The sequence below is a fragment of the Paraburkholderia acidipaludis NBRC 101816 genome (assembly GCF_000684975.1).
Classification (GTDB): domain Bacteria; phylum Pseudomonadota; class Gammaproteobacteria; order Burkholderiales; family Burkholderiaceae; genus Paraburkholderia; species Paraburkholderia acidipaludis.
The window spans coordinates 377,294-397,985 of record NZ_BAXZ01000004.1; the positions used below are offsets into that span (position 1 = coordinate 377,294).

Annotated in this window: 16 protein-coding genes; 14 read left to right on the forward strand and 2 right to left on the reverse strand. The window is 66.8% G+C overall.

Annotated elements, in window-relative coordinates:
- Positions 1 to 187: 187 nt before the first annotated feature.
- From nirB to BAC01S_RS06920, 4 genes are all read left to right on the forward strand, one after another.
- Positions 188 to 2,752 (forward strand): nitrite reductase large subunit NirB, encoded by a 2,565-nt coding sequence (nirB, locus tag BAC01S_RS06905; protein ID WP_027794091.1) that lies wholly within the window; start codon positions 188 to 190, stop codon positions 2,750 to 2,752.
- Between the two features lie 28 nt (positions 2,753 to 2,780).
- Positions 2,781 to 3,128, forward strand: coding sequence for a nitrite reductase small subunit NirD (nirD, locus tag BAC01S_RS06910; protein WP_027794092.1), 348 nt, complete (start codon positions 2,781 to 2,783; stop codon positions 3,126 to 3,128).
- A gap of 44 nt (positions 3,129 to 3,172) precedes the next feature.
- On the forward strand, positions 3,173 to 7,312 hold the full coding sequence (locus tag BAC01S_RS06915; protein WP_027794093.1) for a bifunctional nitrate reductase/sulfite reductase flavoprotein subunit alpha: 4,140 nt from the start codon (positions 3,173 to 3,175) through the stop codon (positions 7,310 to 7,312).
- Between the two features lie 164 nt (positions 7,313 to 7,476).
- On the forward strand, positions 7,477 to 7,944 hold the full coding sequence (locus tag BAC01S_RS06920; RefSeq protein ID WP_027794094.1) for a universal stress protein: 468 nt from the start codon (positions 7,477 to 7,479) through the stop codon (positions 7,942 to 7,944).
- A gap of 51 nt (positions 7,945 to 7,995) precedes the next feature.
- Here the strand turns inward: BAC01S_RS06920 and BAC01S_RS30595 are convergent, their stop codons facing one another.
- Positions 7,996 to 9,177 (reverse strand): MFS transporter, encoded by a 1,182-nt coding sequence (locus tag BAC01S_RS30595; RefSeq protein ID WP_052408707.1) that lies wholly within the window; start codon positions 9,175 to 9,177, stop codon positions 7,996 to 7,998.
- Positions 9,174 to 9,968: a DeoR/GlpR family DNA-binding transcription regulator gene (locus BAC01S_RS06930; RefSeq protein WP_027794095.1), complete on the reverse strand. Its 795-nt coding sequence runs from the start codon at positions 9,966 to 9,968 to the stop codon at positions 9,174 to 9,176. Before BAC01S_RS06930 ends, BAC01S_RS30595 begins: the two co-directional genes overlap by 4 nt.
- 401 nt (positions 9,969 to 10,369) lie before the next feature.
- Here BAC01S_RS06930 and BAC01S_RS06935 point away from each other — a divergent pair, with 401 nt between their 5' ends.
- The 10 genes from BAC01S_RS06935 to BAC01S_RS06980 all read left to right on the forward strand — a co-directional run bounded on the left by BAC01S_RS06935 (position 10,370) and on the right by BAC01S_RS06980 (position 20,569).
- Positions 10,370 to 11,497, forward strand: coding sequence for a malate/lactate/ureidoglycolate dehydrogenase (locus tag BAC01S_RS06935; protein ID WP_027794096.1), 1,128 nt, complete (start codon positions 10,370 to 10,372; stop codon positions 11,495 to 11,497).
- 305 nt (positions 11,498 to 11,802) lie between these two features.
- Complete coding sequence (locus BAC01S_RS06940) at positions 11,803 to 13,068, forward strand: MFS transporter (RefSeq protein WP_027794097.1); 1,266 nt, start codon at positions 11,803 to 11,805, stop codon at positions 13,066 to 13,068.
- Positions 13,069 to 13,189: 121 nt separating this feature from the next.
- Positions 13,190 to 14,119, forward strand: a complete 930-nt coding sequence (locus BAC01S_RS06945) for a LysR family transcriptional regulator (RefSeq protein ID WP_027794098.1) — start codon at positions 13,190 to 13,192, stop codon at positions 14,117 to 14,119.
- 120 nt (positions 14,120 to 14,239) lie between these two features.
- A complete protein-coding gene (locus tag BAC01S_RS06950) occupies positions 14,240 to 14,734 on the forward strand; it encodes a cupin domain-containing protein (protein WP_027794099.1) in 495 nt (164 codons plus the stop codon).
- A 45-nt stretch (positions 14,735 to 14,779) separates the two neighbouring features.
- Complete coding sequence (locus tag BAC01S_RS06955; RefSeq protein WP_027794100.1) at positions 14,780 to 15,799, forward strand: hydroxyquinol 1,2-dioxygenase; 1,020 nt, start codon at positions 14,780 to 14,782, stop codon at positions 15,797 to 15,799.
- 37 nt (positions 15,800 to 15,836) lie between these two features.
- A complete protein-coding gene (locus BAC01S_RS06960) occupies positions 15,837 to 17,303 on the forward strand; it encodes an aldehyde dehydrogenase family protein (protein WP_027794101.1) in 1,467 nt (488 codons plus the stop codon).
- Positions 17,304 to 17,310: 7 nt separating this feature from the next.
- On the forward strand, positions 17,311 to 18,387 hold the full coding sequence (locus BAC01S_RS06965; protein ID WP_027794102.1) for a maleylacetate reductase: 1,077 nt from the start codon (positions 17,311 to 17,313) through the stop codon (positions 18,385 to 18,387).
- Between the two features lie 58 nt (positions 18,388 to 18,445).
- The gene (locus BAC01S_RS06970; protein ID WP_027794103.1) at positions 18,446 to 18,757 is read left to right on the forward strand and encodes a YciI family protein; all 312 of its coding nucleotides are present in this window, start codon (positions 18,446 to 18,448) and stop codon (positions 18,755 to 18,757) included.
- 3 nt (positions 18,758 to 18,760) lie between these two features.
- The gene (locus BAC01S_RS06975) at positions 18,761 to 19,093 is read left to right on the forward strand and encodes a Rieske (2Fe-2S) protein (RefSeq protein WP_027794104.1); all 333 of its coding nucleotides are present in this window, start codon (positions 18,761 to 18,763) and stop codon (positions 19,091 to 19,093) included.
- 216 nt (positions 19,094 to 19,309) lie between these two features.
- Positions 19,310 to 20,569: an MFS transporter gene (locus tag BAC01S_RS06980; protein WP_043201406.1), complete on the forward strand. Its 1,260-nt coding sequence runs from the start codon at positions 19,310 to 19,312 to the stop codon at positions 20,567 to 20,569.
- The last annotated feature ends 123 nt before the right edge of the window (positions 20,570 to 20,692 follow it).

A 20,692-nucleotide genomic window follows, 5' to 3' on the forward strand; every position in this document is an offset into this window, starting at 1 on the left:
AGGTCGGCAGGGATCAACGGCGATCCCTCTGCGTCGCGACAAAGCAGTGCTCGACCTGCCACAGCAAAACAGGGCAATGGCGTCCCCCGAATCCGGCTTCTCGCAAGCCGGTATCGCGGGACGCCTTTTTATTTTCAGGGTGCTCAGCATGGTGCAATCCCCGTTAGCAGTCGGTGGCTCCTCCGTCATGGAAGTCGTCGTAGTCGGCCATGGCATGGTGGGCCACAAATTTCTCGAATGCCTGCTTGCCGAAGGCGCGCCGCCGGTACGGGTGACCGTGCTATGCGAGGAACCGCGCCCGGCGTATGACCGCGTGCACCTCTCCGCGTTCTTTTCGGGCACCTCGGCCGCGGATCTCTCGCTCGTCGAGGCCGGTTTCTTCGATCGCGACAACGTGCGTCTCGTGCTGGGCGCGAAGGCGGTCGCCGTGGATCGTGCGGCGCGCACCGTCACGGTTTCCAACGGCGAAACGCTGCACTACGACAAGCTCGTGCTTGCCACGGGTTCGTCGCCGTTCGTGCCGCCCATCTCGGGCAACGACCGTCCAGACTGTTTCGTGTACCGAACCATCGAAGACCTCGAAGCCATGCAGGACCGCGGCGCGCGCGCCCGCACGGGCGTAGTGGTGGGCGGCGGGCTGCTCGGCCTCGAATGCGCAAAGGCGCTGCGCGACATGGGGCTGGAAACCCATGTGGTCGAATTCGCGCCGCGCCTCATGGCCGTGCAGGTGGACGACGACGGCGGCCGCGTGCTGCGCGGCAAGATCGAGGAACTGGGCGTGGCCGTGCATACGCAGAAGCAGACCACGGCGATCGTCGACGGCGAAACGGCGGCGAACCGCATGGTATTCGCCGACGGTTCGCACCTCGAAGCGGACATGATCGTGTTCTCGGCCGGCATTCGCCCGCGCGACGAGATCGCCCGCGCCTGCGGGCTCGAACTCGGCGCGCGCGGCGGCGTGGCGATCGACGACCGGTGCCGCACGAGCGATCAGGATATCTATGCAATCGGCGAATGTGCGTCGTGGCGCGGCCAGATCTTCGGCCTCGTCGCGCCGGGCTACGACATGGCCCGCGTCGCGGCGAAGGCGCTGGCGGGCGAGGAGGCAGGCTTCGCCGGTGCCGACATGAGCACGAAGCTCAAGCTGATGGGCGTGGACGTGGCGAGCATGGGCGACGCGCACGGGAAAACGCCGGGCAGCCGCGCGTACCGCTATGCCGACGAGCGCCGCCAGGTCTACAAGAAGATCGTCGTGTCCGACTGCGGCAAGCAACTGCTCGGCGCGGTGATGGTAGGCGACGCCGGCGATTACGGCACGCTGCAGCAGATGATGCTCAACCGCATCGAGCTTCCCGAGGCGCCCGAATTCCTGATTCTTCCCGAGTCCGGCGGCAAGGCCAGGCCGGCTCTCGGCGTGGAGGCGCTGCCCGACGGCGCGCAGATCTGCTCGTGCAACAACGTTTCGAAGGCGCAGATCTGCGCTGCGGTGCGCGAGGGCTCGACGACCATCGCGGCCGTGAAGAGCGCCACCTGTGCGGGGACCTCGTGCGGCGGCTGCGTGCCGCTCGTGACCCAGGTGATGAAGTCGGAGATGCGGCGCCAGGGGCTCGCCGTCAACAACCATGTATGCGAGCACTTCCGCTATTCGCGCCAGGCGCTCTATCACATCGTGCGCGTGGAAGGCATCAAAACCTTCCCCGAATTGCTCGCGAAACATGGCCAGGGCCTGGGCTGCGACGTCTGCAAGCCCGCCGTGGCCGGCATTCTCGCGTCGTGCTGGAACGAATTCGTGCTCAAGAAGGAACACGCCAGTCTTCAGGACTCCAACGATTACTACCTCGCCAACATCCAGCGCGACGGCACCTATTCGGTCGTGCCGCGCATGGCCGGCGGCGAGGTGACGCCGGAAGGGCTGATCGCGGTGGGGCAGGTGGCGAAGAAGTACGGGCTCTATACGAAGATCACGGGCGGCCAGCGCGTGGATCTGTTCGGGGCGCGCGTCGAGCAGTTGCCCTCGATCTGGGAAGAGCTGATCGCGGCGGGCTTCGAATCGGGACATGCCTACGGCAAGGCGGTGCGCACCGTGAAGTCGTGCGTGGGCTCCACGTGGTGCCGCTACGGCGTGGGCGATTCGGTGGGCCTCGCCATCGAGCTGGAGAACCGCTACAAGGGCTTGCGCGCGCCGCACAAGATCAAGTTCGGCGTCTCGGGCTGCACGCGCGAGTGCGCCGAGGCGCAGGGCAAGGATATCGGCGTGATCGCGACGGAGAAGGGCTGGAATCTCTATGTCTGCGGCAACGGCGGCATGAAACCGCGTCATGCGGAACTGCTTGCCGCGGACCTCGACAAGACCACGCTGATCCGCTACATCGACCGCTTCCTGATGTTCTACGTGCGCACGGCCGATCGCCTGCAGCGCACGAGCGTGTGGCGCGACAACCTCGAAGGCGGCCTCGAGTATCTGATCGACGTGGTGGTGCACGACAGGCTGGGCCTCGCAGCCGAGCTCGAAAGCGAAATGCAGCACGTGGTAGAGACCTACGAGTGCGAATGGAAGAAGGCCGTGACCGACCCGGATACGCGGCGGCGCTTTCGTCACTTCGTCAATAGCGATGCGGGCGACCAGCACGTGCGCTTCGTCGAAGAGCGCGGCCAGATCCGTCCGGCCACGCCCGCCGAGCGTGCGGCCGAACCTGAGGGCACAGCGCGTGCCGCCCTGGAAGAGATTCCGGTTGCCGTCGAAGCGGTCTGAACTGTGTCCTTTTAAACAGGAGAGCGAAATGAGCGATCTAACCCATTCCACGCACTGGACTTCGGTGTGCCGGCTCGACGATATCGTGCCGAACACAGGCGTGTGCGCGCTCGTGAACGGCGAGCAGGTGGCCGTCTTTCATGTGGACGACGGCGCCGCGCGCGTCTTCGCCATCGGCAACTACGATCCCAACTCGCAGGCCGCCGTGCTCTCGCGCGGTCTCGTTGGGAGCCTCGGCGAGCGTATCGTCGTGGCCTCGCCGATCTACAAGCATCACTTCGATCTGGCGACCGGCGAGTGCCTCGAAGCGCCGCAGCAGTCGGTCAGCCCGTATGCCGCGCGCGTGGTGAACGGCGAGGTGTATGTGGCGGCATGAGCCGCGCGTCCCGTTCCTTTCAACGCTGATATCGAGCGCACGGCATGACGAGCAAGAGCGTAAAGAGCGTGTGTCCCTACTGTGGCGTGGGCTGCGGCATGATCCTGCAGGTCGCGGACGGCCAGGTCACGAAGATCGCGGGCGACCCCGATCATCCGACCAATTTCGGCCGGCTGTGCACGAAGGGATCGTCGGCGCACGTGGCGCTGCGCAAATCGGGCCGGCTCGAACGCGCGTTCGTGCGTCATGCGCGCGGCGAAGACCCGGTGCCGCTCGCACTCGACGAGGCAATTGCCGATACCGCGCGGCGCCTGCGCTCGATGCTCGAAGCGCATGGCCCCGATGCGCTGTCGTTCTACGTCTCCGGGCAGATGTCGATCGAGGCGCAGTATCTCGTCAACAAGCTCGCGAAGGGCTTCGTGCGCACGAACAACATCGAGTCGAACTCGCGCCTGTGCATGGCGAGCGCGGGCAGCGGCTACAAGCTCTCATTGGGCGCGGACGGCCCGCCGGGTTCCTATCAGGACTTCGATCGCGCCGATCTCTTCTTCGTGATCGGCGCGAACATGGCCGACTGCCACCCCATCCTGTTCCTGCGCATGATGGACCGCGTGAAGGCTGGCGCGAAGCTGATCGTGGTGGACCCGCGCCGCACCGCGACGGCGGAGAAGGCCTCGTTTTTCCTGCAGATCCGGCCGGGCACCGATCTCGCGCTGCTCAACGGCCTCCTGCATCTGCTCCACGCGAACGGTCACACCGACGCGGCCTTCATCGACGAGCACACCGAGGGCTGGGACGCCATGCCCGCGTTTCTGGCCGACTACACGCCGGAAAAAGTAGCGGCCCTCACGGGCCTCGCGGAGGACGACATCCGCCGCGCCGCGCAGTGGATAGGCGAGGCGCCGGAGTGGATGAGCTGCTGGACGATGGGCCTGAACCAGAGCACCCACGGCACGTGGAGCACCAACGCCATCTGCAATCTGCACCTCGCCACCGGCAAGATCTGCCGCCCCGGCAGCGGGCCGTTTTCCCTCACAGGCCAGCCGAATGCGATGGGCGGGCGCGAGATGGGTTACATGGGGCCGGGCCTGCCCGGTCAGCGTTCGGTGCTCGTGGAGGACGACCGCGCGTTCGTGGAAGCGGCCTGGGGCCTCGCGCCCGGCACGTTGCCCACGAAGGTGGGCGGCGGCACCGTGGACATGTTCTCGCGCATGGCCGCCGGCGAAATCAAGGCCTGCTGGATCATCTGCACGAATCCGGTGGCGACGGTGGCCAACCGGCAGACGGTCGTGGCGGGGCTGAAGGCGGCGGAGCTCGTCATCGCGCAGGACGCCTTTCTCGATACCGAAACGAACCTGTACGCCGATGTGCTGCTGCCTGGCGCGCTATGGGCCGAAGCCGACGGCGTGCTGATCAATTCCGAGCGCAACATGACGCTCGCGCAGCAGGCCATCGAGCCGCCCGGCGAGGCGCTGGCCGACTGGCAGATCGTCGCGCGCGTGGCCTGCGAAATGGGCTACGCGCACGCGTTCAGCTACGCGAGTGCCGCCGAGGTCTTCGACGAGATCGCGTGCTTCTCGAACCCGAAAACGGGCTACGATCTGCGCGGCGCGAATTACGCGCGGCTGCGCGAAACGCCGCTGCAATGGCCGTGTGCGCCGGGCACTCGGTACGATCGCAACCCGTTGCGCTACCTGAACGACGGCGTGAGCCAAACTTCGCGCTCGCGCGCCGACGGCACCCGGCCGCGCCTTGCCTTTGCGACACCCAGCGGCAAGGCGGTGTTCTTCGCCCGACCCCATGCCGCGCCCGCCGAATTGCCCGACGAGATTTACCCTGTAGTCCTCAACACAGGGCGCCTCCAGCATCAATGGCACACCATGACGAAGACCGGCAAGGTGGCCATGCTGAACCGGCTCAACCCGGGGCCGTTCGTCGAGATTCACCCCGAAGACGCCAGTGCGCTCGGCATCGCGGAGAAAGACCGCGTGGAAGTTCGCTCGCGCCGCGGCCGCGTGGTGCTGCCCGCGGTGGTCAGCGCGCGCGTGCTGCCCGGCAATTGCTTTGCGCCCATGCACTGGAACGACGTATTCGGAGAAGACCTCTGCGTGAACGCGGTCACGAACGACGCCATCGATCCCGTTTCCCAGCAGCCCGAACTGAAATTCTGCGCCGTCGCGCTGTCGCGCGTCGAGCCCGGGCGCAAGCCGGCCGGCGCGAATGCCGCCGATGCCGCAAAACAGCCGCAGGAACACGACATGTCCCGTATCGACGCTTTTTCAACGTTCCTCGGTCTCGATCGGGTTGCCGCGCCCGCCTTGAGCGAGACGCAGCGGCAGTACCTGGCCGGCTTCGTGAGCGGCTTGCGAACGCCCGACGCTGGGCAGTCCGCGGGCGTGCCGGTTCTGCCGGCCCATGCACCGTTTCCCGAAGACGCGCACGCATGGCTCGACGGATTGCTTGCGGGGCTCTTCAGCAGGACGAACGAGGCGCGCGCCGCGATTCCGGGCGTGCTCGCGGGGCCGGAAGAGAGCGAAGGCAGCGTGCGCATCGTGCACTCCCGCCCGAAGGTCGTGCTGCTGTGGGCCTCGCAGACGGGCAACGTCGAATCGCTGGTCGAGCGCTATGCGACGCAACTGATGGAGTCGGGCTTCGAGATCCGCACGGCGTGCATGGCGGACTATCCGCCCGCTCAGTTCGCAAAGGCACAGTATGCACTCCTGATGACGAGTACGTTCGGCGACGGCGACGCGCCGGACAACGGCGAGGCATTCTGGCGTGCGCTCAAGGCAGATAACGCGCCGCGGCTCGACGCGCTGCGCTACGCGGTGCTGGCGTTCGGCGACCGCAACTACGACCAGTTCTGCGGCCATGGCCGCAACCTCGACGCCCGCCTCGAGGCGCTGGGCGCCGTGCGCCTCCTGGCGCGCACCGACTGCGACGCCGAATACCAGCCCACGGCAGACGCCTGGTTCGAGCAGATCGTCGCGCGCATCAAGGCCGAGGATGCGGCGCTGCATGCCGTGCCGGCCGACGGGGCGATTCCCGAGGTGCTGCCCGGCTGCGCGCCGACGAAGGCGCGCCCGGCGGCGTCGCGCCTCGTGAAGAACGTGCGCCTGAACAGCAAGGGCGCGGCGAAGGATACGCGCTACTTCGCCCTTGCGGCGGGCGAGGCGGGGCTCGAATACGAAGCCGGCGACGCGCTGGGCGTATGGCCCACCAACTGCCCGGCGCTCGTGGACGAGTTGCTCGCGCTCACGCGCCTCCCCGCCGAGGCGCCGGTGAACGTGAGCGGTGTGGGCGAGATGCGTCTTGCCGACGCATTGGGCCGGCACTACGAAATCGCGCGACCCGGCCCGGACGCGCTGCACTTCATCGCCTCGCGCACGCGCTCAGGCGGCCTCGTCGACCTGCTGGCCGAGGAGCGCAAGATCGATCTGCGCGACTGGCTGTGGGGGCAGCAGCTTGCCGACGTGCTGCACGAGTTTCCCGTCGAACTTTCGGCCGCCGAACTGCTGGGCATGCTCAAGCGCCTGCAGCCGCGCCTGTATTCGATCTCGTCGAGCCCGAAGGCGCATGCGGGAGAAGTGCATCTCACCGTCTCCACGGTGCGCTACAGCAACGGCCGGCGCGAACGCAAAGGCGTGGCCTCGACCTTCCTCGCCGACCGCGCCGAGGCGGGCAGCGTGCCGGTGTTCGTGCAGAAGAGCACGCACTTTCGTCCGCCGCGCCACGGCGATACGCCCATGATCATGGTGGGTCCCGGCACCGGCGTTGCGCCGTTCCGCGCCTTCCTGCACGAACGGCGCGCGCGCGGCGACCGTGGCCGCAACTGGCTGTTCTTCGGCGAGCAGCGCGCGGCAACGGACTTCTACTATCGTGAGGAATTCGAAGCAATGCAGGGGGACGGCCATCTCGAACGGCTCGACCTCGCGTTCTCGCGCGACCAGCACGAAAAGATCTACGTGCAGGACCGGATGCGCGAGCAGGGCGCGCAGCTTTGGGCGTGGCTGCAGGAGGGCGCGCACCTGTATGTATGCGGCGACGCGAGCCGCATGGCAAAAGACGTGGACGCCGCGCTCAGGGATATCGTCATGGCGCATGGCGGCATGGATGCCGACAGGGCGCACGAATTCGTCAGTATTTTGACCCGGGAAAAGCGTTACGTGCGCGACGTTTACTGATCCGGCCGGCTCATTATATATCACAACATGATCTATAATGAAGGCAACCCCCGCGGCTACGAGGCTGGCATGCTCGCGAAACGCCGGTGTCGAAGCGGCACGGCGTGGGAAGCGCGGGGGCAGTCCCGCCCGCATGGCGGCCTCCATCCAGCCGGAGGAATCGAATGTTCAGGCGCATTCTGCTTTGCTACGACGCAACGCGGGAAGGGCGCCGCGCCTTGCGCGAAGGCGCCGATCTGGCACGTCATTACGCGGCGCAGGCCCATCTGCTCGCCGTGCTTGAACGGGAGCCGGGGCAGTGGGGGGCGGACGTCGGCTTTGCGATGCCCGTCGATCTGGCCGAGCAGACGGCGCAGGACGTGCTGCGCGAAGGCGTGGAATGCCTGAGCGGGAGCGGGCTCGTGGCGACGGGCCACTTCGCCGTGGGCAATCCTGTCGACGTGATCGCGAGGTTCGCGGCGGAGTTGAACGCCGACCTCGTCGTGCTGGGGCATCACCGCAGGGGCGCGTTCGCACGCTGGTGGGACGGGCGCGACGACCGGCTGCTGCTCGACCGGGTGAGCTGCAATGTGCTGGTCGTGCCCGGGCCCGAGGTCTCGGCGGCCGAGGCGCCGCTTCACAAGGCTGCGTGAGCGGCGCAACGGTATTTTCCGTTCGGCCAGATTATTCGTTATGCTAACCGATCAAGGGCATTCGTCGAGCGCGCGGCGTTCCGGCAGCGTATCGGCGACCGGAGCCTGGTTGCGCACGGCCCGCGCACCCGCGAGACCCACCGTCACGGCGGCGAGCAGCAGCACGCACAGCGCAGTCCTCAGACCGAACAAACCGGCGCCGAAGCCGATCACGGGCGGCCCGACGAGAAAACCGGCATAGCCGAGCGTCGCGGCCATCGAAACGCCGGTTGCCGGCGTTTCGGTCGAGCGTCCCGCGGCGCTGAAAATAACCGGCACGACGTTCGCGAGACCCATGCCGATCAGCGCGAAACCGGCCACCGCCGTGACGAGGTTCGGCAGCTCGAGTACGAGCGCGAGCCCCGACGCCGCAAGCAGGCCGCCCAGCGCGACGACCCGGCCCGGCCCGAGGCGCCGCACCGAAACGTCGCCCACCACGCGGCACGCCGCCATCGAAAGCGCAAACGCGGAATAACCAAGCCCCGCGCTTGCCGCATCGTGTGTCAGTACCGAGCGCAAGAACACGGCGCTCCAGTCGGCCACCGCGCCCTCCATCATCATGCAGAGAAAGGCGAGCGCCGCGAGCTTCATCACGGCGCGAGTGGGCAGCGCGAAGCCGCTGGCCTTCGCGAGGCGCGGTCCGATATCGCGCAGCGCGGCAGTCATCGCAGCGACGATCAGCAGGCCGACGAGCACGTCGGGCAGCGCGAGGCCGCCCGATACGCTCACGCCTAGCTTCTGCAGCGTCGTGCCGGTGGCCGCGCCGACCAGACCGCCCGCGCTCCAGGCCGCATGAAACGACGACATGATCGGTGCGCGCCACGCGGTTTCGATCGCGCTTGCATGACCGTTCATCGATACGTCGAGCGCGCCGTTGGTTGCACCGAAGAAGAGCAGTGCCAGGCATAGCAGTACGAAATGCGGTACTAGCGCGGGCAGCGGGAAGGCAACGATGAAGAGCGCGCCAAGCAGCGCGGTTGTGCGGCCGCTGCCGAGTTTCGCCGCGAACCGGCCGGCGAGCGGCATTGCGACGATCGCGCCCAGCGCGAACGCGAAGAGCGCGATGCCGAGCGCCGTGTCGGACAGCGCGAGCTTTTCCTTCACGCGCGGCACTTCGACCGCCCACGCGCCAATCGCGAAGCCGTTCGCGGAGAACACGGCAACCGTGGCGAAGCGTTCCTTGACGAGATTCACGAGCGGGCCACCAGAACGTTGTCGCACACCTTGCGCAATTGCGCGAGGTGCGTGCGCCGGACTTCGGGCTCGACGATCAGATAGTCGAGCCCGGCCACGGGCGCGACCGTAAACGGCGCGGAGCGCATCAGCTTCGCGCACGTGACGGCGGCGGCGGCGAGACCGCTCGCCCGGATCATGGCGCGTTTCATCTCCGCATCGTCGGCATCGAATGCGGCGAGGCCTTCGGCCGGATCGAGCGCGCAGACGCCGACGAAGCAGAGATCGGCGCGTATTTGCTGGAGCTGGGCCAGCGCCGTTGCCCCGACGGTGCCGCCCACGCGTGGCCCGATGGAGCCGCCGATCAGAACCACCTTGAAACCCGGGCGATGCACGAGGCGCACGCACGCTTCGGGCGAGGTGGTGATCACGGTGAGATCGGCATGATCGGGCAGTGCGGCCGCGATTTCCGCATTGGTCGAGCCGACGTCGAGCAGAATGACCTGGCCGCGCTGCACGATCGACGCGGCCACGCTCGCAAGACGCGCTTTCGCCTGCCGGTCTTCCTGCATGCGTGCCGCGAGCGGCTGGTCGGCCGGCGAGGCGAGCAGCGCGCCGCCATAGACGCGCTTGCAGTGTCCGGCGTCCGCCAGGTCGCGCAGGTGGCGACGGACAGTGTGCTCGGAGGTGTTGAATTCCGTGGCGAGCTGGGCGGCCAGCACGCGGCCGTCGCTACGCAGGCGCTCCAGTATCAGCCGCTCGCGTTCGTCGGGCATGAGCCCTTCCAGGGCTTCCGTTCGGGTTCGTTGCATACGCTCGTCTCGGATTTCGGTGCCGGATCCCGCGTGCGGGATAGATCAAAAACGAGCATAAAATATCGTAAACGAGCAGAAGATGCAAATGGGGCGTCGGGTTCCCGAACGGATCCCATCGGCGGATCCTGCCGCCGGGATGTTATGGTCTACGAAGCGACGCGCCATTGGCGCGAAGCCCATTTCGGCAAGGATTGCATGGGCAGTGGACCGGCACGCCGTATATCGCGCAGATGCTGCGCGACGAGGTGCAGGCACGATAAGCGTGGGGCGGGGCCAGGAGAGGGTTGCCATGCCGGAACACGGAGGAATCTCGACGGCGATCGCTTGATCAAGTACCTTTGTCAGGGTGAGCTGGATTGATGTTTTCTTTCATTACTGTCACCTGAGAGGTTGATCCCATGCCGAACGCCGCCGTCTCCACGGGTTCCGAAGTCGTCATCCCCGCGCAAGCGCTGCACGCATTCGTCGTCGCCATCTGGCGCGCCGCGGGCAGCGAGGCGCGCGAGGCGGCGCTCGTGGCCGATCACCTTGTCGGCGCGAACCTCGCCGGTCACGACTCGCACGGCGTGGGCATGATTCCGCGCTACGTGCTGTCGTGCCGCGAGGGCGAACTGAAGCTCAATGCGCACGTCGAACTGGTGCGCGACGCGGGCGCCGTGTTGACGATGGAGGGCGGGCGCGGTTTCGGTCAGGTGGTCGCGTTCGAGGCCATGGAGCGCGGCATCGAACGTGCGAAGGCCCTCGGCATTTGCGCGGTCGGACTGCGCAACGCCCATCACATCGGCCGCATCGGTCACTGGGCCGAGCAGTGCGCGCGTGCCGGGCTCGTGTCGTTCCACTTTGTGAACGTGGCCGGCGACCCGCTCGTCGCCCCGTTCGGCGGCATCGACCGGCGCTTCGGCACCAATCCGTTCTGCGCCGCGTTCGTGCGCCCGGGGCAAGCGCCCATCGTGCTCGACTTCGCCACGAGCGCGATCGCGGCGGGCAAGGTGCGCGTGGCGTACAACAAGGGCGTGGAGGTGCCGCACGAGACCCTGATCGACCAGGACGGCCGGCCGACCCGCGACCCCGGCGCACTCTTCTCCGAAGCGCAGCACGGCGCGCTGCGGGCGTTTGGGGGTGCTGTGGCCGGCCATAAGGGCTCGGGGCTCGCGGCGATGTGCGAGCTGCTTGCCGGGGCGCTGAGCGGCGGTTTTACCTCGCACACCGAAACCATCGTCACGAGCCATGCGATCGTCAACTGCATGACCTCGGTGATCGTCGATCCCGACGCGTTCGATGCGCCGTCACGCGACAGCGAAGCGCAGGCGTTCGTGGCGTGGCTGAAGGCCACGCGCCGCGAGCCGGGCGTGGATGAAGTGCTGCTGCCCGGCGAACGCGAGGACGCGACGCGGCGCACGCGCGGGGAGCATGGCATTCCTGTCGATGCGACGAGCTGGGCGCAGATCGTCGACGCCGCGCGGATGGTGGGCGTGGCGGAGCGCGACATTGCCGCCTGCGGCGGCGGCCAGGCGGCTGCGCACTAGCACGGGCGAGCGCCCGCAACGGGCGTTTCCGGCGAACGCTCAGGACTACCGCCTTCCCGTTTCCTCCACGTCTACCCGTAGTTATCCTGGGTAGGACGAATCACCCCGGCCGGGACGCATGACGCGTCGCCGGCCGCCTTGCACGGCCGCAATCCGGCGGTGAGCCGCCGTGATTGTTCGCGATCCGCGAATGACGTATTCGGTCGTTATCCCGTTCCTGCCGTGTTGCCCTTGCCCCTATCTTTGCGCCATCGACGCACGAAGCCGGGGCGGTCCCGATGCCGAGTCGATTCAAGGAGACACAGATGAAATCGAACGAATGGGACGTGGCCTACGAATGGAAGGCCGTGGCGCTGCTGGCGCTAGGATTCGGCCTCGTGGGCCTCGACCGGTGGCTGATCGCGCCGCTCTTTCCGTCCATCATGAAAGACCTGCATCTGGATGCGCAGGACGTCGGCAACTGCATCGGCATACTCGGGCTTTCGTGGGGCGTTTTCGCGGCGCTGATGGGCGGCATTTCCGACAAGATCGGGCGGCGCAAGGTGCTGATTCCCGCGATTCTCGCGTTTTCGCTGCTGTCCGGCTTCTCGGGCCTCGCCGGCGGCCTCATGAGCCTGCTGGCCGTGCGCGCGCTGATGGGCGTGGCCGAAGGCTCGTTCTGTCCGACCAGCTTCGCCGCGACCGCGGACGCCTCGCACCCGAAGCGCCGCGGCTTCAACCTCGGGCTCCAGCAAAGCGGCTTCGCGTTGTTCGGCCTCGCGCTCTCGCCGATCATCGCGACGCAATTGCTGAACGTGGTGACCTGGCGCTGGGTGTTCGCGCTCGTGTCGGTTCCGGGGCTGATTCTCGGTCTGCTCATGTTCCGCGTGATTCGCGAACCGAAGGCCGCGCACACGCAGACACCGGTGCGCGCGACGGTGCAGCGCGAGCGCGGCCACTGGCGCGACGTGCTGAAGAGCCGCAACATTCCCGTCGCGATGGCCGCGCTCTTTTGCGCCATGACGGGCGTGTTCGTGCTCGGCGCCATGATGCCGCTCTATCTCACCGAATACCTTTCGATCGATACGCAGCATATGGGCGTGATCGTTTCGGCAATCGGCTTTGGCGGGTTCGTCGGGCAATTCGGCTTGCCCGGCCTCTCCGATCTCACCGGGCGGCGCATTGCGAGCATCGTCGGCTTCGCGGGCACGGCCGTCGTGCTCTACGTGTTCCGCGGGCTCGGCGCCCAGCCGGTCGCCCTGTTCGCGACGCTGTTCGCCGCGGCGTTCTTCACGCTCGGCCTCGTTTCGCTGCTGTCCGGTCCCGTCGCGACGGAAGCGGCGCCGGCGGGCATGGTCTCGACCTCGATCGGTATCGTGGTGGGCGCGGGCGAGATCTTCGGCGGCGGCGTGGCGCCCGCGCTCGCCGGCTTCGTCGCCAAACACTTCGGCATTCAGAACATTCTCTGGCTGCCCATCTGCGCCGTGCTGCTCGGCATCGTCGTGAGCCTGCTGCTGGTGGAGACCGCGCCGGCGCGCCTTGGCAAGCGCGGGCTGGCGGCAGTCGTCCCGGCGGCGGAGCAGCCGGAGTAAGGAGACCGAAGCGGTTGGCTCCTCACGCTCCCTTGCCTCGCTTGCGCTGCTGCTTCCCACGGGATCGGCAGCGCACGACCCGTATACACTGAGGGCCTGAACACGGGGACGAGGGAGCAGAATGGACCGCTTTTTGAGCATCGAAGCCTTCGTGCGGGTGGCGGAGACCAGCAGCTTCGCCGAAGCCGCAAGACAGCTGGGCGTGACGAGTTCGGTGGTGACGAACCGCATCCAGCAGCTGGAGAAGTTCGTCGATGCGCCGCTCTTTCATCGCAGCACACGGCACGTGCGCCTCTCGGAAGTTGGCGAGACGTTCTACCGCGAGTGCGCCGAAGTCGTGGGGCGCGTCAACGAACTGACCGACCAGATGCGCGAGCTGCGCGCCACGCCCACGGGCCGCCTGCGCATTCAGGTGCTGCCCGGCTTCGCGCTCGGCCATTTCGGGCCGGCGCTCGCGGAATTCAATCGCCGCTATCCGGGCATCCAGCTCGACGTGATCGTCAACGATCGCGTGGTCGATCCGATCGAAGAGGGCTTCGACGTCGCGTTCCAGATCTTCCCGCCCATCTCCGAGTCGCTGATCGAGCGGAAGCTCTTCACCGTGCGGCGGCTCTTCTGCGCGACGCCCGCCTATGTGATCGAGCATGGCGCGCCGCAGCATCCGCGCGAATTGCTGCAGCACACCACGGCGCTTTATTCGGGCTATCCCTCGCGCAACCGCTGGGCCATGACGCGCGGCGACGAAGTGGTCGAGATGGAGCTGCCGGGCATGATCCGCTCGAATTCGGTGCACCTGCTGCGCGATTACGCGCTCACGGGCGGCGGCGTGGTATGCCTGCCCACGCTCGTGGCGAGCGCCGCGCTGCTCGACGGCTCGCTCGTGCCCATCCTTACGGATTACGCGCTTTCGCCGCTGAGCTTCGCGGCCGTCTATCCCGCCACGCAACGACAGGCGCTCAAGGTGAAGGCGCTTGTCGAATTCCTCGCCGAATACCTCGGCCCCGAGCCCGTGTGGGACCTGCCGCTGCTCGAGCGCGGCTGGGTGCGCTAGCGGCGGGATTGTTCGCGAAGCGCGAATGCCGTAATCGTTCGCTCGCCGGTTGTTGTGGTTCCGTTGCGCTCCTAAAGTTGTCTCAACGATAACTTCCCTATCGTCGTGAAGGAGACAGCAATGACCACTACGTCGTTTCAAACCTACTTCGGCTCGCTAGAAAAGCATCGCAAGGGCGAGATCGAAATCACCAGCGGCTCCGCGAGCCACTACGTCTTTTCCAACATCTTCGAAGTCGCGTCGAAGTCGGCGCCCTACGAAAAGGTCGTGGCCGGCAAGAACCTCGAATACGTGATCGAGGTGCTGCGCACCGAGGGACCGTCGCCCTGGTTCGCCTGCGCGCACGATGAGTTCGTCATCCTGATGGACGGCGAGGTGCGCATCGACTTCATCAAGCTCGACACGCCGCCCGCCGGCAGCACCGGCACCGTCCTCGCGGGCGAGGCTCCGCGGGGGCGCGCGATGGGCCATGTCGCGCTGCGCCGCGGCCATCAGGCGCTGCTGCCCGCGGGCTGCGCGTACCGCTTCAACGCACCCAGGGCCGGCGTGGCGCTCGTGCAGACGATGATCGGCGAGCTTTCGGTGCAGAAGTGGGCCGACATCTGCTTGCACTGAGCGGCCTGCACCGACACACGACCCCACCAGGATCAGGAGACAAATATGGCAACCCTCGACACCAATCTGCCCGCAGCGGGCTTCGCCGCCGACCTCGTGCAGGCGAGCGAGCCCGACGCCGTGACCGGCTATCGCCGCTACACGCTCGGCCAATTCGAATTCCAGCGCGACGAGTATTTCGTGAAAATCAGCTGGCCCGCGAAAGGTCAGACGCGCACGCATGCGGTCCCGGCCGACGCCTTCCTGCGCGCGATGATGCGCGACGTCGCCTGGGGCTTCTTCTACGGCTGGGTCAACTTCGACCACGTGTTCGGCACGCGCAATCATTACGGCAAGGTCGACATCTATGCGGGCTCCTTCAACGGCATCATGAAGGAGGCCGGCGTGGACTACATGGAAACCTTCGAGACGCCGGCCATCATGGCGACCTTCAAGGCGATCCTGCACGACTGGACCAACGCGGGTTTCGATCCGTTCGCGGCGCCCGAGGAAACCGGCACGGCGTTCGGCCGCAAGCACGGCGACAACGACGCCGCGATCGAGCGCACGCGCATCGCCACGCGCCGCATGCCGGGCCTCGAAGGCGACTCGCCCCTGCGCGACGATTTGCCCGTGAACCGCGCCTTTGCCGACGTGCCGCAGGACGAGCCCGAAGTGCACGTCGAGCCCGGCTTCGAAGGGCAACTGCATGCGTTCAACCTGTTCAAGTACCTCTCGCGCTCGGACGTCACGTGGAATCCGTCCGTCACGTCGGTCTGCGGCCAGAGCCTCTTTTGCCCGACCACCGAGGAATTCATCCTGCCGGTCTTCCACGGCAACGATCGCGTGGAGTGGTTTCTTCAGCTCTCCGATGAAATCGTCTGGGACATCGGCGACAAGAACACCGGCGCGCCGCGTGCGCGTATCACGATGCGCGCGGGCGACATCTGCGCGATGCCGGCCGACATTCGCCACCAGGGTTATTCGACGAAGCGCTCGATGCTGCTCGTGTGGGAAAACGCCACGCCGAATCTGCCCAGGCGCTATGAAAGCGGCGAGCTGAAGCCGTATCCCGTCGACTTCTGAGCCCACGCTGCTCGCCCGCATTCACCGAGGAACACTCATGCAAACGCAACTCTTCATCGACGGCCGCTTCACCGATGCCGTGGAAGGCGGCACGATCGACGTGCTCAATCCGCACGACGGCACGCTGATCACGAAGATCGCCGCCGCCACGGCCGCCGACGTCGATCTCGCCGTCGCCGCCGCCGCGCGCGCCTTTCCGAAGTGGGCCGCGCTGCCCGCCGCGGAGCGCGGCCGGCTGCTGCTGCGCCTTGCCGACGCCATCGAGGCGAACGCCGAGGAACTCGCGCAGCTCGAATCGCTCGACACGGGCCACCCGATCCGCGACTCGCGCGCGCTCGACGTGCCGCGCACGGCCGCGTGCTTCCGCTACTTCGGCGGCATGGCCGACAAACTGCAGGGCTCCGTGATTCCCGTCGAAACGGGTTTTCTGAACTACGTGCAGCGCACGCCCATCGGCGTGGTGGGCCAGATCGTGCCGTGGAATTTCCCGCTCATGTTCACGAGCTGGAAGATGGGCCCGGCGCTGGCCGCAGGCAACACGGTCGCGCTGAAGCCCTCCGAGATCACGCCGCTCTCCACGCTGCGCATCGTCGAGCTGATGGCCGAAGTGGGCTTTCCTCCGGGCGTCGTCAACATCGTCGCGGGCTACGGGCATACCGCCGGGCAGCGGCTGGCTGAGCACGAGGGCGTGGGCAAGATCGCCTTCACCGGATCGACGGCAACGGGGCGGCGCATTGTCGAAGCCTCGCAGGGCAACCTCAAGCGCGTGCAGCTCGAACTGGGCGGCAAGGGCGCCAACATCGTGTTCGACGACGCCGATCTCGACGCCGCCGTCAACGGCGCCGCGTGGGCGATCTTTCACAACCAGGGGCAGGCCTGCATTGCCGGCTCGCGGCTCATCCTGCACGAGCGTATCGCCGATGCTTTTCTCGAGCGCTTCGTCGCGCTGGCGTCGTCGATCCGTGTCGGCCATCCGCTCGATCCCGAAACGGAGATGGGGCCGCTCACGTCGAAGCAGCATCAGGAGCGCGTGCTGGCATTCGTCGACGTAGCGCGCGAAGAGGGCGGCCGCGTGCTGACGGGCGGCAGCGCGCCGCGCGATGCGTCGCTCGCCAACGGCTATTACGTGAGTCCGACCGTCGTGGAAGCGGCGAGCCCGCGCGACCGCGTCGCGCAGGAGGAAGTGTTCGGACCGTTCGTTACCGTGCTGCGTTTTCGCACCGACGAGGAAGCGCTCGCCATCGCGAACGGCACGCAGTATGGGCTCGGCAGCGGCCTCTGGACGCGCGACCTGTCGCGCGCCCATCGCCTGGCCGGGCAGATTCACGCGGGCATGTGCTGGATCAACTGCTACAAGCGCGTGAACCCGGGCAGCCCGTTCGGCGGCGTGGGGCAGTCGGGCTATGGCCGCGAAATGGGCTTCGAGGCGATGCACGACTACACCGAAGCGCGCTCGGTCTGGGTCAACGTGGATGGCAACGTGCCGCCGCACTTCAAGCGCTGAGGCTCACATGGAGCGATTCGTCTGGCAGGGGATGCCCTCGCGCGTGGTGTTCGAGTGGGGCGCGCTTGCCCGCTTGCCCGAGGAGGTCGAGCGGCTGGGGGCACGGCGCGCGCTGATTCTGGCGACGCCCGAGCAGCGCGCGCTGGCCGACGAGGTGGCGCGCGCGCTCGGCTCACGCGCCGCGGGCGTGCATGCCGAAGCGGTCATGCACGTGCCCGTGGAGGTTGCCCGCGCCGCGTGCGTAGCGGCTGACGCGCTCGACGCCGATTGCTGCGTGGCCGTGGGCGGCGGTTCGACCATCGGGCTCGGCAAGGCGATCGCGCTCGAATCGTTGCTGCCGATCCTGGCCGTGCCCACGACCTATGCGGGCTCGGAAATGACGCCGATTTACGGTCTCACCGAAGGCGGCCTCAAGCGCACCGGACGCGATCCGCGCGTGCTGCCGCGCACGGTGATCTACGATCCGTCGCTTACGCTGTCGTTGCCGGCGCCCATTTCGGCGGCCTCGGGCGTCAACGCGATGGCGCACGCGGTGGAAGCGCTCTACGCCGAAGACGCGAATCCCATCATCAGCCTGATGGCGGAGGAATCGATCCGCGCGCTGGGCGAAGCGCTGCCGGTCATCGTACGCACTCCCGACGATGCGGCGATGCGCAGCCGCGCGCTGTATGGCGCGTGGCTTGCCGGCACGTGCCTGGGCGCGGTAGGCATGGCGCTGCATCATAAGCTCTGCCACACATTGGGCGGTACGTTCGATCTGCCGCATGCGGCCCTGCACGCGGCGCTGTTGCCGCACACGGCGCACTACAACCATACGGCGGCGCCCGAAGCGCTTGCGCGCGTGGCGCGCGCGCTTGGCGGCGGCAAGGCTGAAGAGGCAGGGCAGGCCGGTCCGCTGCTGTACGCGCTGAATCGCGCGCTCGGCATTCCGGCGGCGCTGAAGGAGATCGGCATGCCGGAAACGGGACTCGACGAAGCGGCCGATCTTGCCAGCCGGAACCCTTACGCGAACCCGCGCGCCGTGGAGCGCGAGGCGATTCGCGCGCTGCTGCAGCGGGCCTGGGAAGGCGTCGCGCCGGGCTGAGCACCGTGGCTTTGCCCGGCAACGAAAGACTGAACGACATTGGAGGGAGCTGAACGCCATGGCACGTTTCTACGCCGTTTTCGCCACCGACAAACCCGATATGCGCGACGTGCGCGAGCGCGTGCGCCCGGTCCATCGAACCTATCTGCGCAGCGCCATGCAGCACGGCGTATTCGTGCGGCTTGGCGGACCCACGCTCGCGCCCCGTGGCGACGCCATGAACGGAACCTTGCTCGTGATCGAAGCGGAAGGTCTGGACGACGTCATGGCCTTCGTGAGCAACGACCCGTACATGCAGGCGGGCTTGTTCGATCGCGTCGAAATCCGTCCCTGGGACTGGAGCCTCGGCAATCCCGAGCGGAGGGTGTGAGCGATGGACGGGCGCGGAGTGTGCCGGGTGGCCGATATTCCCGACGGCGGCGCAAAGGTTATCGATAACGCCGAAGCGGGCGTGCCGGTCATCATCGTGCGGCGCGGGGAAGCGGTATGGGCCTATGTGAACCGGTGCCCGCATTTTTCCGTGCCGCTCGATTTCGAGCCCGGCGAGATCTCATGCTATCGCGCGCAGGTGTTGATGTGCGCGCATCATAGCGCGCTGTTCCGTTTCGAAGACGGCCGCTGTATCGACGGGCCCTGCACGGGCAGCGCGCTCGACGCGGTCAGCGTGACGGTCGACTCGGGCGGCGCGATCACCCTGAAGCGCTAACAGCTTCGGCATGCGGATCAACCCGCGCATTGGAATGAAAGGATTATGTAATGGCGAATTGTGTGTGAGGAGGGTCGCCCTCGATTGACATCCCCGTTGGAGCTTCCTAGCATCACGTCTCCGGGTTCGTTTAACGAAGTACTGTTCGTATATCGAACTTGAAGTGAACCCTGACGTGAATTCTGAAGTGAATCCAATAGAGACGAGGAGACCGAGGTGACGACACCTTCCGCCGCGCATGATCTGCGCAACGAACGCACAACGCTGATCCTGCTGGCCATCGGCTTCGGTCTGGTCGGGCTCGACCGCTGGATGATCGCGCCGCTCTTTCCGCACATGATGAAGGACCTGGGCCTGAACTATCAGCAGCTCGGTTCGCTGATCGGCATACTCAGTATTGCCTGGGGTCTGTTCTCGATCACCATGGGCCGTCTGTCCGACAGCATCGGCCGCCGCAAGATCATGATCGGCGCGATGGTGATGTTCTCGCTGCTCTCGAGTTTTTCAGGGCTCGCCGGCGGCTTTTTAAGCCTGCTGCTGATCCGCGGGCTGATGGGCGTGGCCGAAGGCGCGTTTTTGCCGGCCAGCGTCGCGGCCGTGGGCGAGGCCTCGCATCCGTCGCGTCGCGGCCTCAACCAGGGGCTGCAGCTCAGCATGTTCGCGCTGATGGGACTCGGTCTCGCGCCGATTATCGCCACGCAACTGCTGCGCGTCGTTCCGTCATGGCATTGGGTGTTCGCGGTCTCGGCGATTCCGGGGCTGATCGTGGCGGTGCTGATTGCCGCTCTGTTGCGCGACGCGCCGCGCAGCGAGCGCATGGGCGGGCTGACCGCGCGCGATGCAAACCGGCCGCGCTGGAGCGCGCTCTTCGGCAGCCGCAATGTCGTGCTGGCCATGCTGGCGACGCTCTGCGCGATGGCCGGCATCTTCGTGATCGGCGCGATGGTGCCGAACTATCTGGTCGACTACCTGCACCTCGACACCTCGCACATGGGCTTTGTCGTTTCGGCCATCGGCTTCGGCGGCTTTCTGGGCGAGTTCGGCCTCGCCAGTCTTTCGGATTTCGCGGGGCGGCGGCCGACCTCGGTCATTGCGTTCGCGGGCGCGGCGATTTCCCTCTATGTCTTCGCCCGCATTGGCGCGAATCCCTGGGCACTCTTCGCTGTCCTCTTTGTCGTGTCGTTCTTCTCGCTCGGCATGCTCGGCGTCCTCACGGGGCCGATCGCAACCGAAGCCGCGCCGGCGGGCCTTGTCGCCTCGGCCATCGGCATCACCTCGGGCGCCGGCGAGATTTTCGGCGGCGGCGTGGCGCCTGCCGTCGCCGGGTATATCGCGCAGCATGCCGGGATCCAGTTCACGTTGCAGTTCGCGCTGGGCGGCCTTATCTGCGGCGTTTTCGTTTCGATGTTCCTGATCGAGACCGCACCGCGCGTGCTGGCACGGCGTATGGATGCCGTTGTGCTGCAGTCTGATTGATCCTGCGGTGTTCGGTTGGGACAATATAAGGAATCCTTGGCGAAATGTGCCGGCGAGCTGAATATTTCTCAGGTGGGGGGAGTTGGGTTGCTGGGGTTTTCTTGTATTCGTTTCGGTCTGCCT

Coding starts and splice junctions, on each gene's coding strand:
- BAC01S_RS06975 (WP_027794104.1), top strand. CDS start 18,761: ATGGACGGGCGCGGAGTGTGCCGGGTGGCCGATATTCCCGACGGCGGC.
- BAC01S_RS06930 (WP_027794095.1), bottom strand. CDS start 9,968: ATGCAACGAACCCGAACGGAAGCCCTGGAAGGGCTCATGCCCGACGAA.
- BAC01S_RS06940 (WP_027794097.1), top strand. CDS start 11,803: ATGAAATCGAACGAATGGGACGTGGCCTACGAATGGAAGGCCGTGGCG.
- BAC01S_RS06950 (WP_027794099.1), top strand. CDS start 14,240: ATGACCACTACGTCGTTTCAAACCTACTTCGGCTCGCTAGAAAAGCAT.
- BAC01S_RS06970 (WP_027794103.1), top strand. CDS start 18,446: ATGGCACGTTTCTACGCCGTTTTCGCCACCGACAAACCCGATATGCGC.
- BAC01S_RS06945 (WP_027794098.1), top strand. CDS start 13,190: ATGGACCGCTTTTTGAGCATCGAAGCCTTCGTGCGGGTGGCGGAGACC.
- nirB (WP_027794091.1), top strand. CDS start 188: ATGGAAGTCGTCGTAGTCGGCCATGGCATGGTGGGCCACAAATTTCTC.
- BAC01S_RS06960 (WP_027794101.1), top strand. CDS start 15,837: ATGCAAACGCAACTCTTCATCGACGGCCGCTTCACCGATGCCGTGGAA.
- BAC01S_RS06920 (WP_027794094.1), top strand. CDS start 7,477: ATGTTCAGGCGCATTCTGCTTTGCTACGACGCAACGCGGGAAGGGCGC.
- BAC01S_RS06915 (WP_027794093.1), top strand. CDS start 3,173: ATGACGAGCAAGAGCGTAAAGAGCGTGTGTCCCTACTGTGGCGTGGGC.
- BAC01S_RS06935 (WP_027794096.1), top strand. CDS start 10,370: ATGCCGAACGCCGCCGTCTCCACGGGTTCCGAAGTCGTCATCCCCGCG.
- BAC01S_RS06965 (WP_027794102.1), top strand. CDS start 17,311: ATGGAGCGATTCGTCTGGCAGGGGATGCCCTCGCGCGTGGTGTTCGAG.
- BAC01S_RS06955 (WP_027794100.1), top strand. CDS start 14,780: ATGGCAACCCTCGACACCAATCTGCCCGCAGCGGGCTTCGCCGCCGAC.
- nirD (WP_027794092.1), top strand. CDS start 2,781: ATGAGCGATCTAACCCATTCCACGCACTGGACTTCGGTGTGCCGGCTC.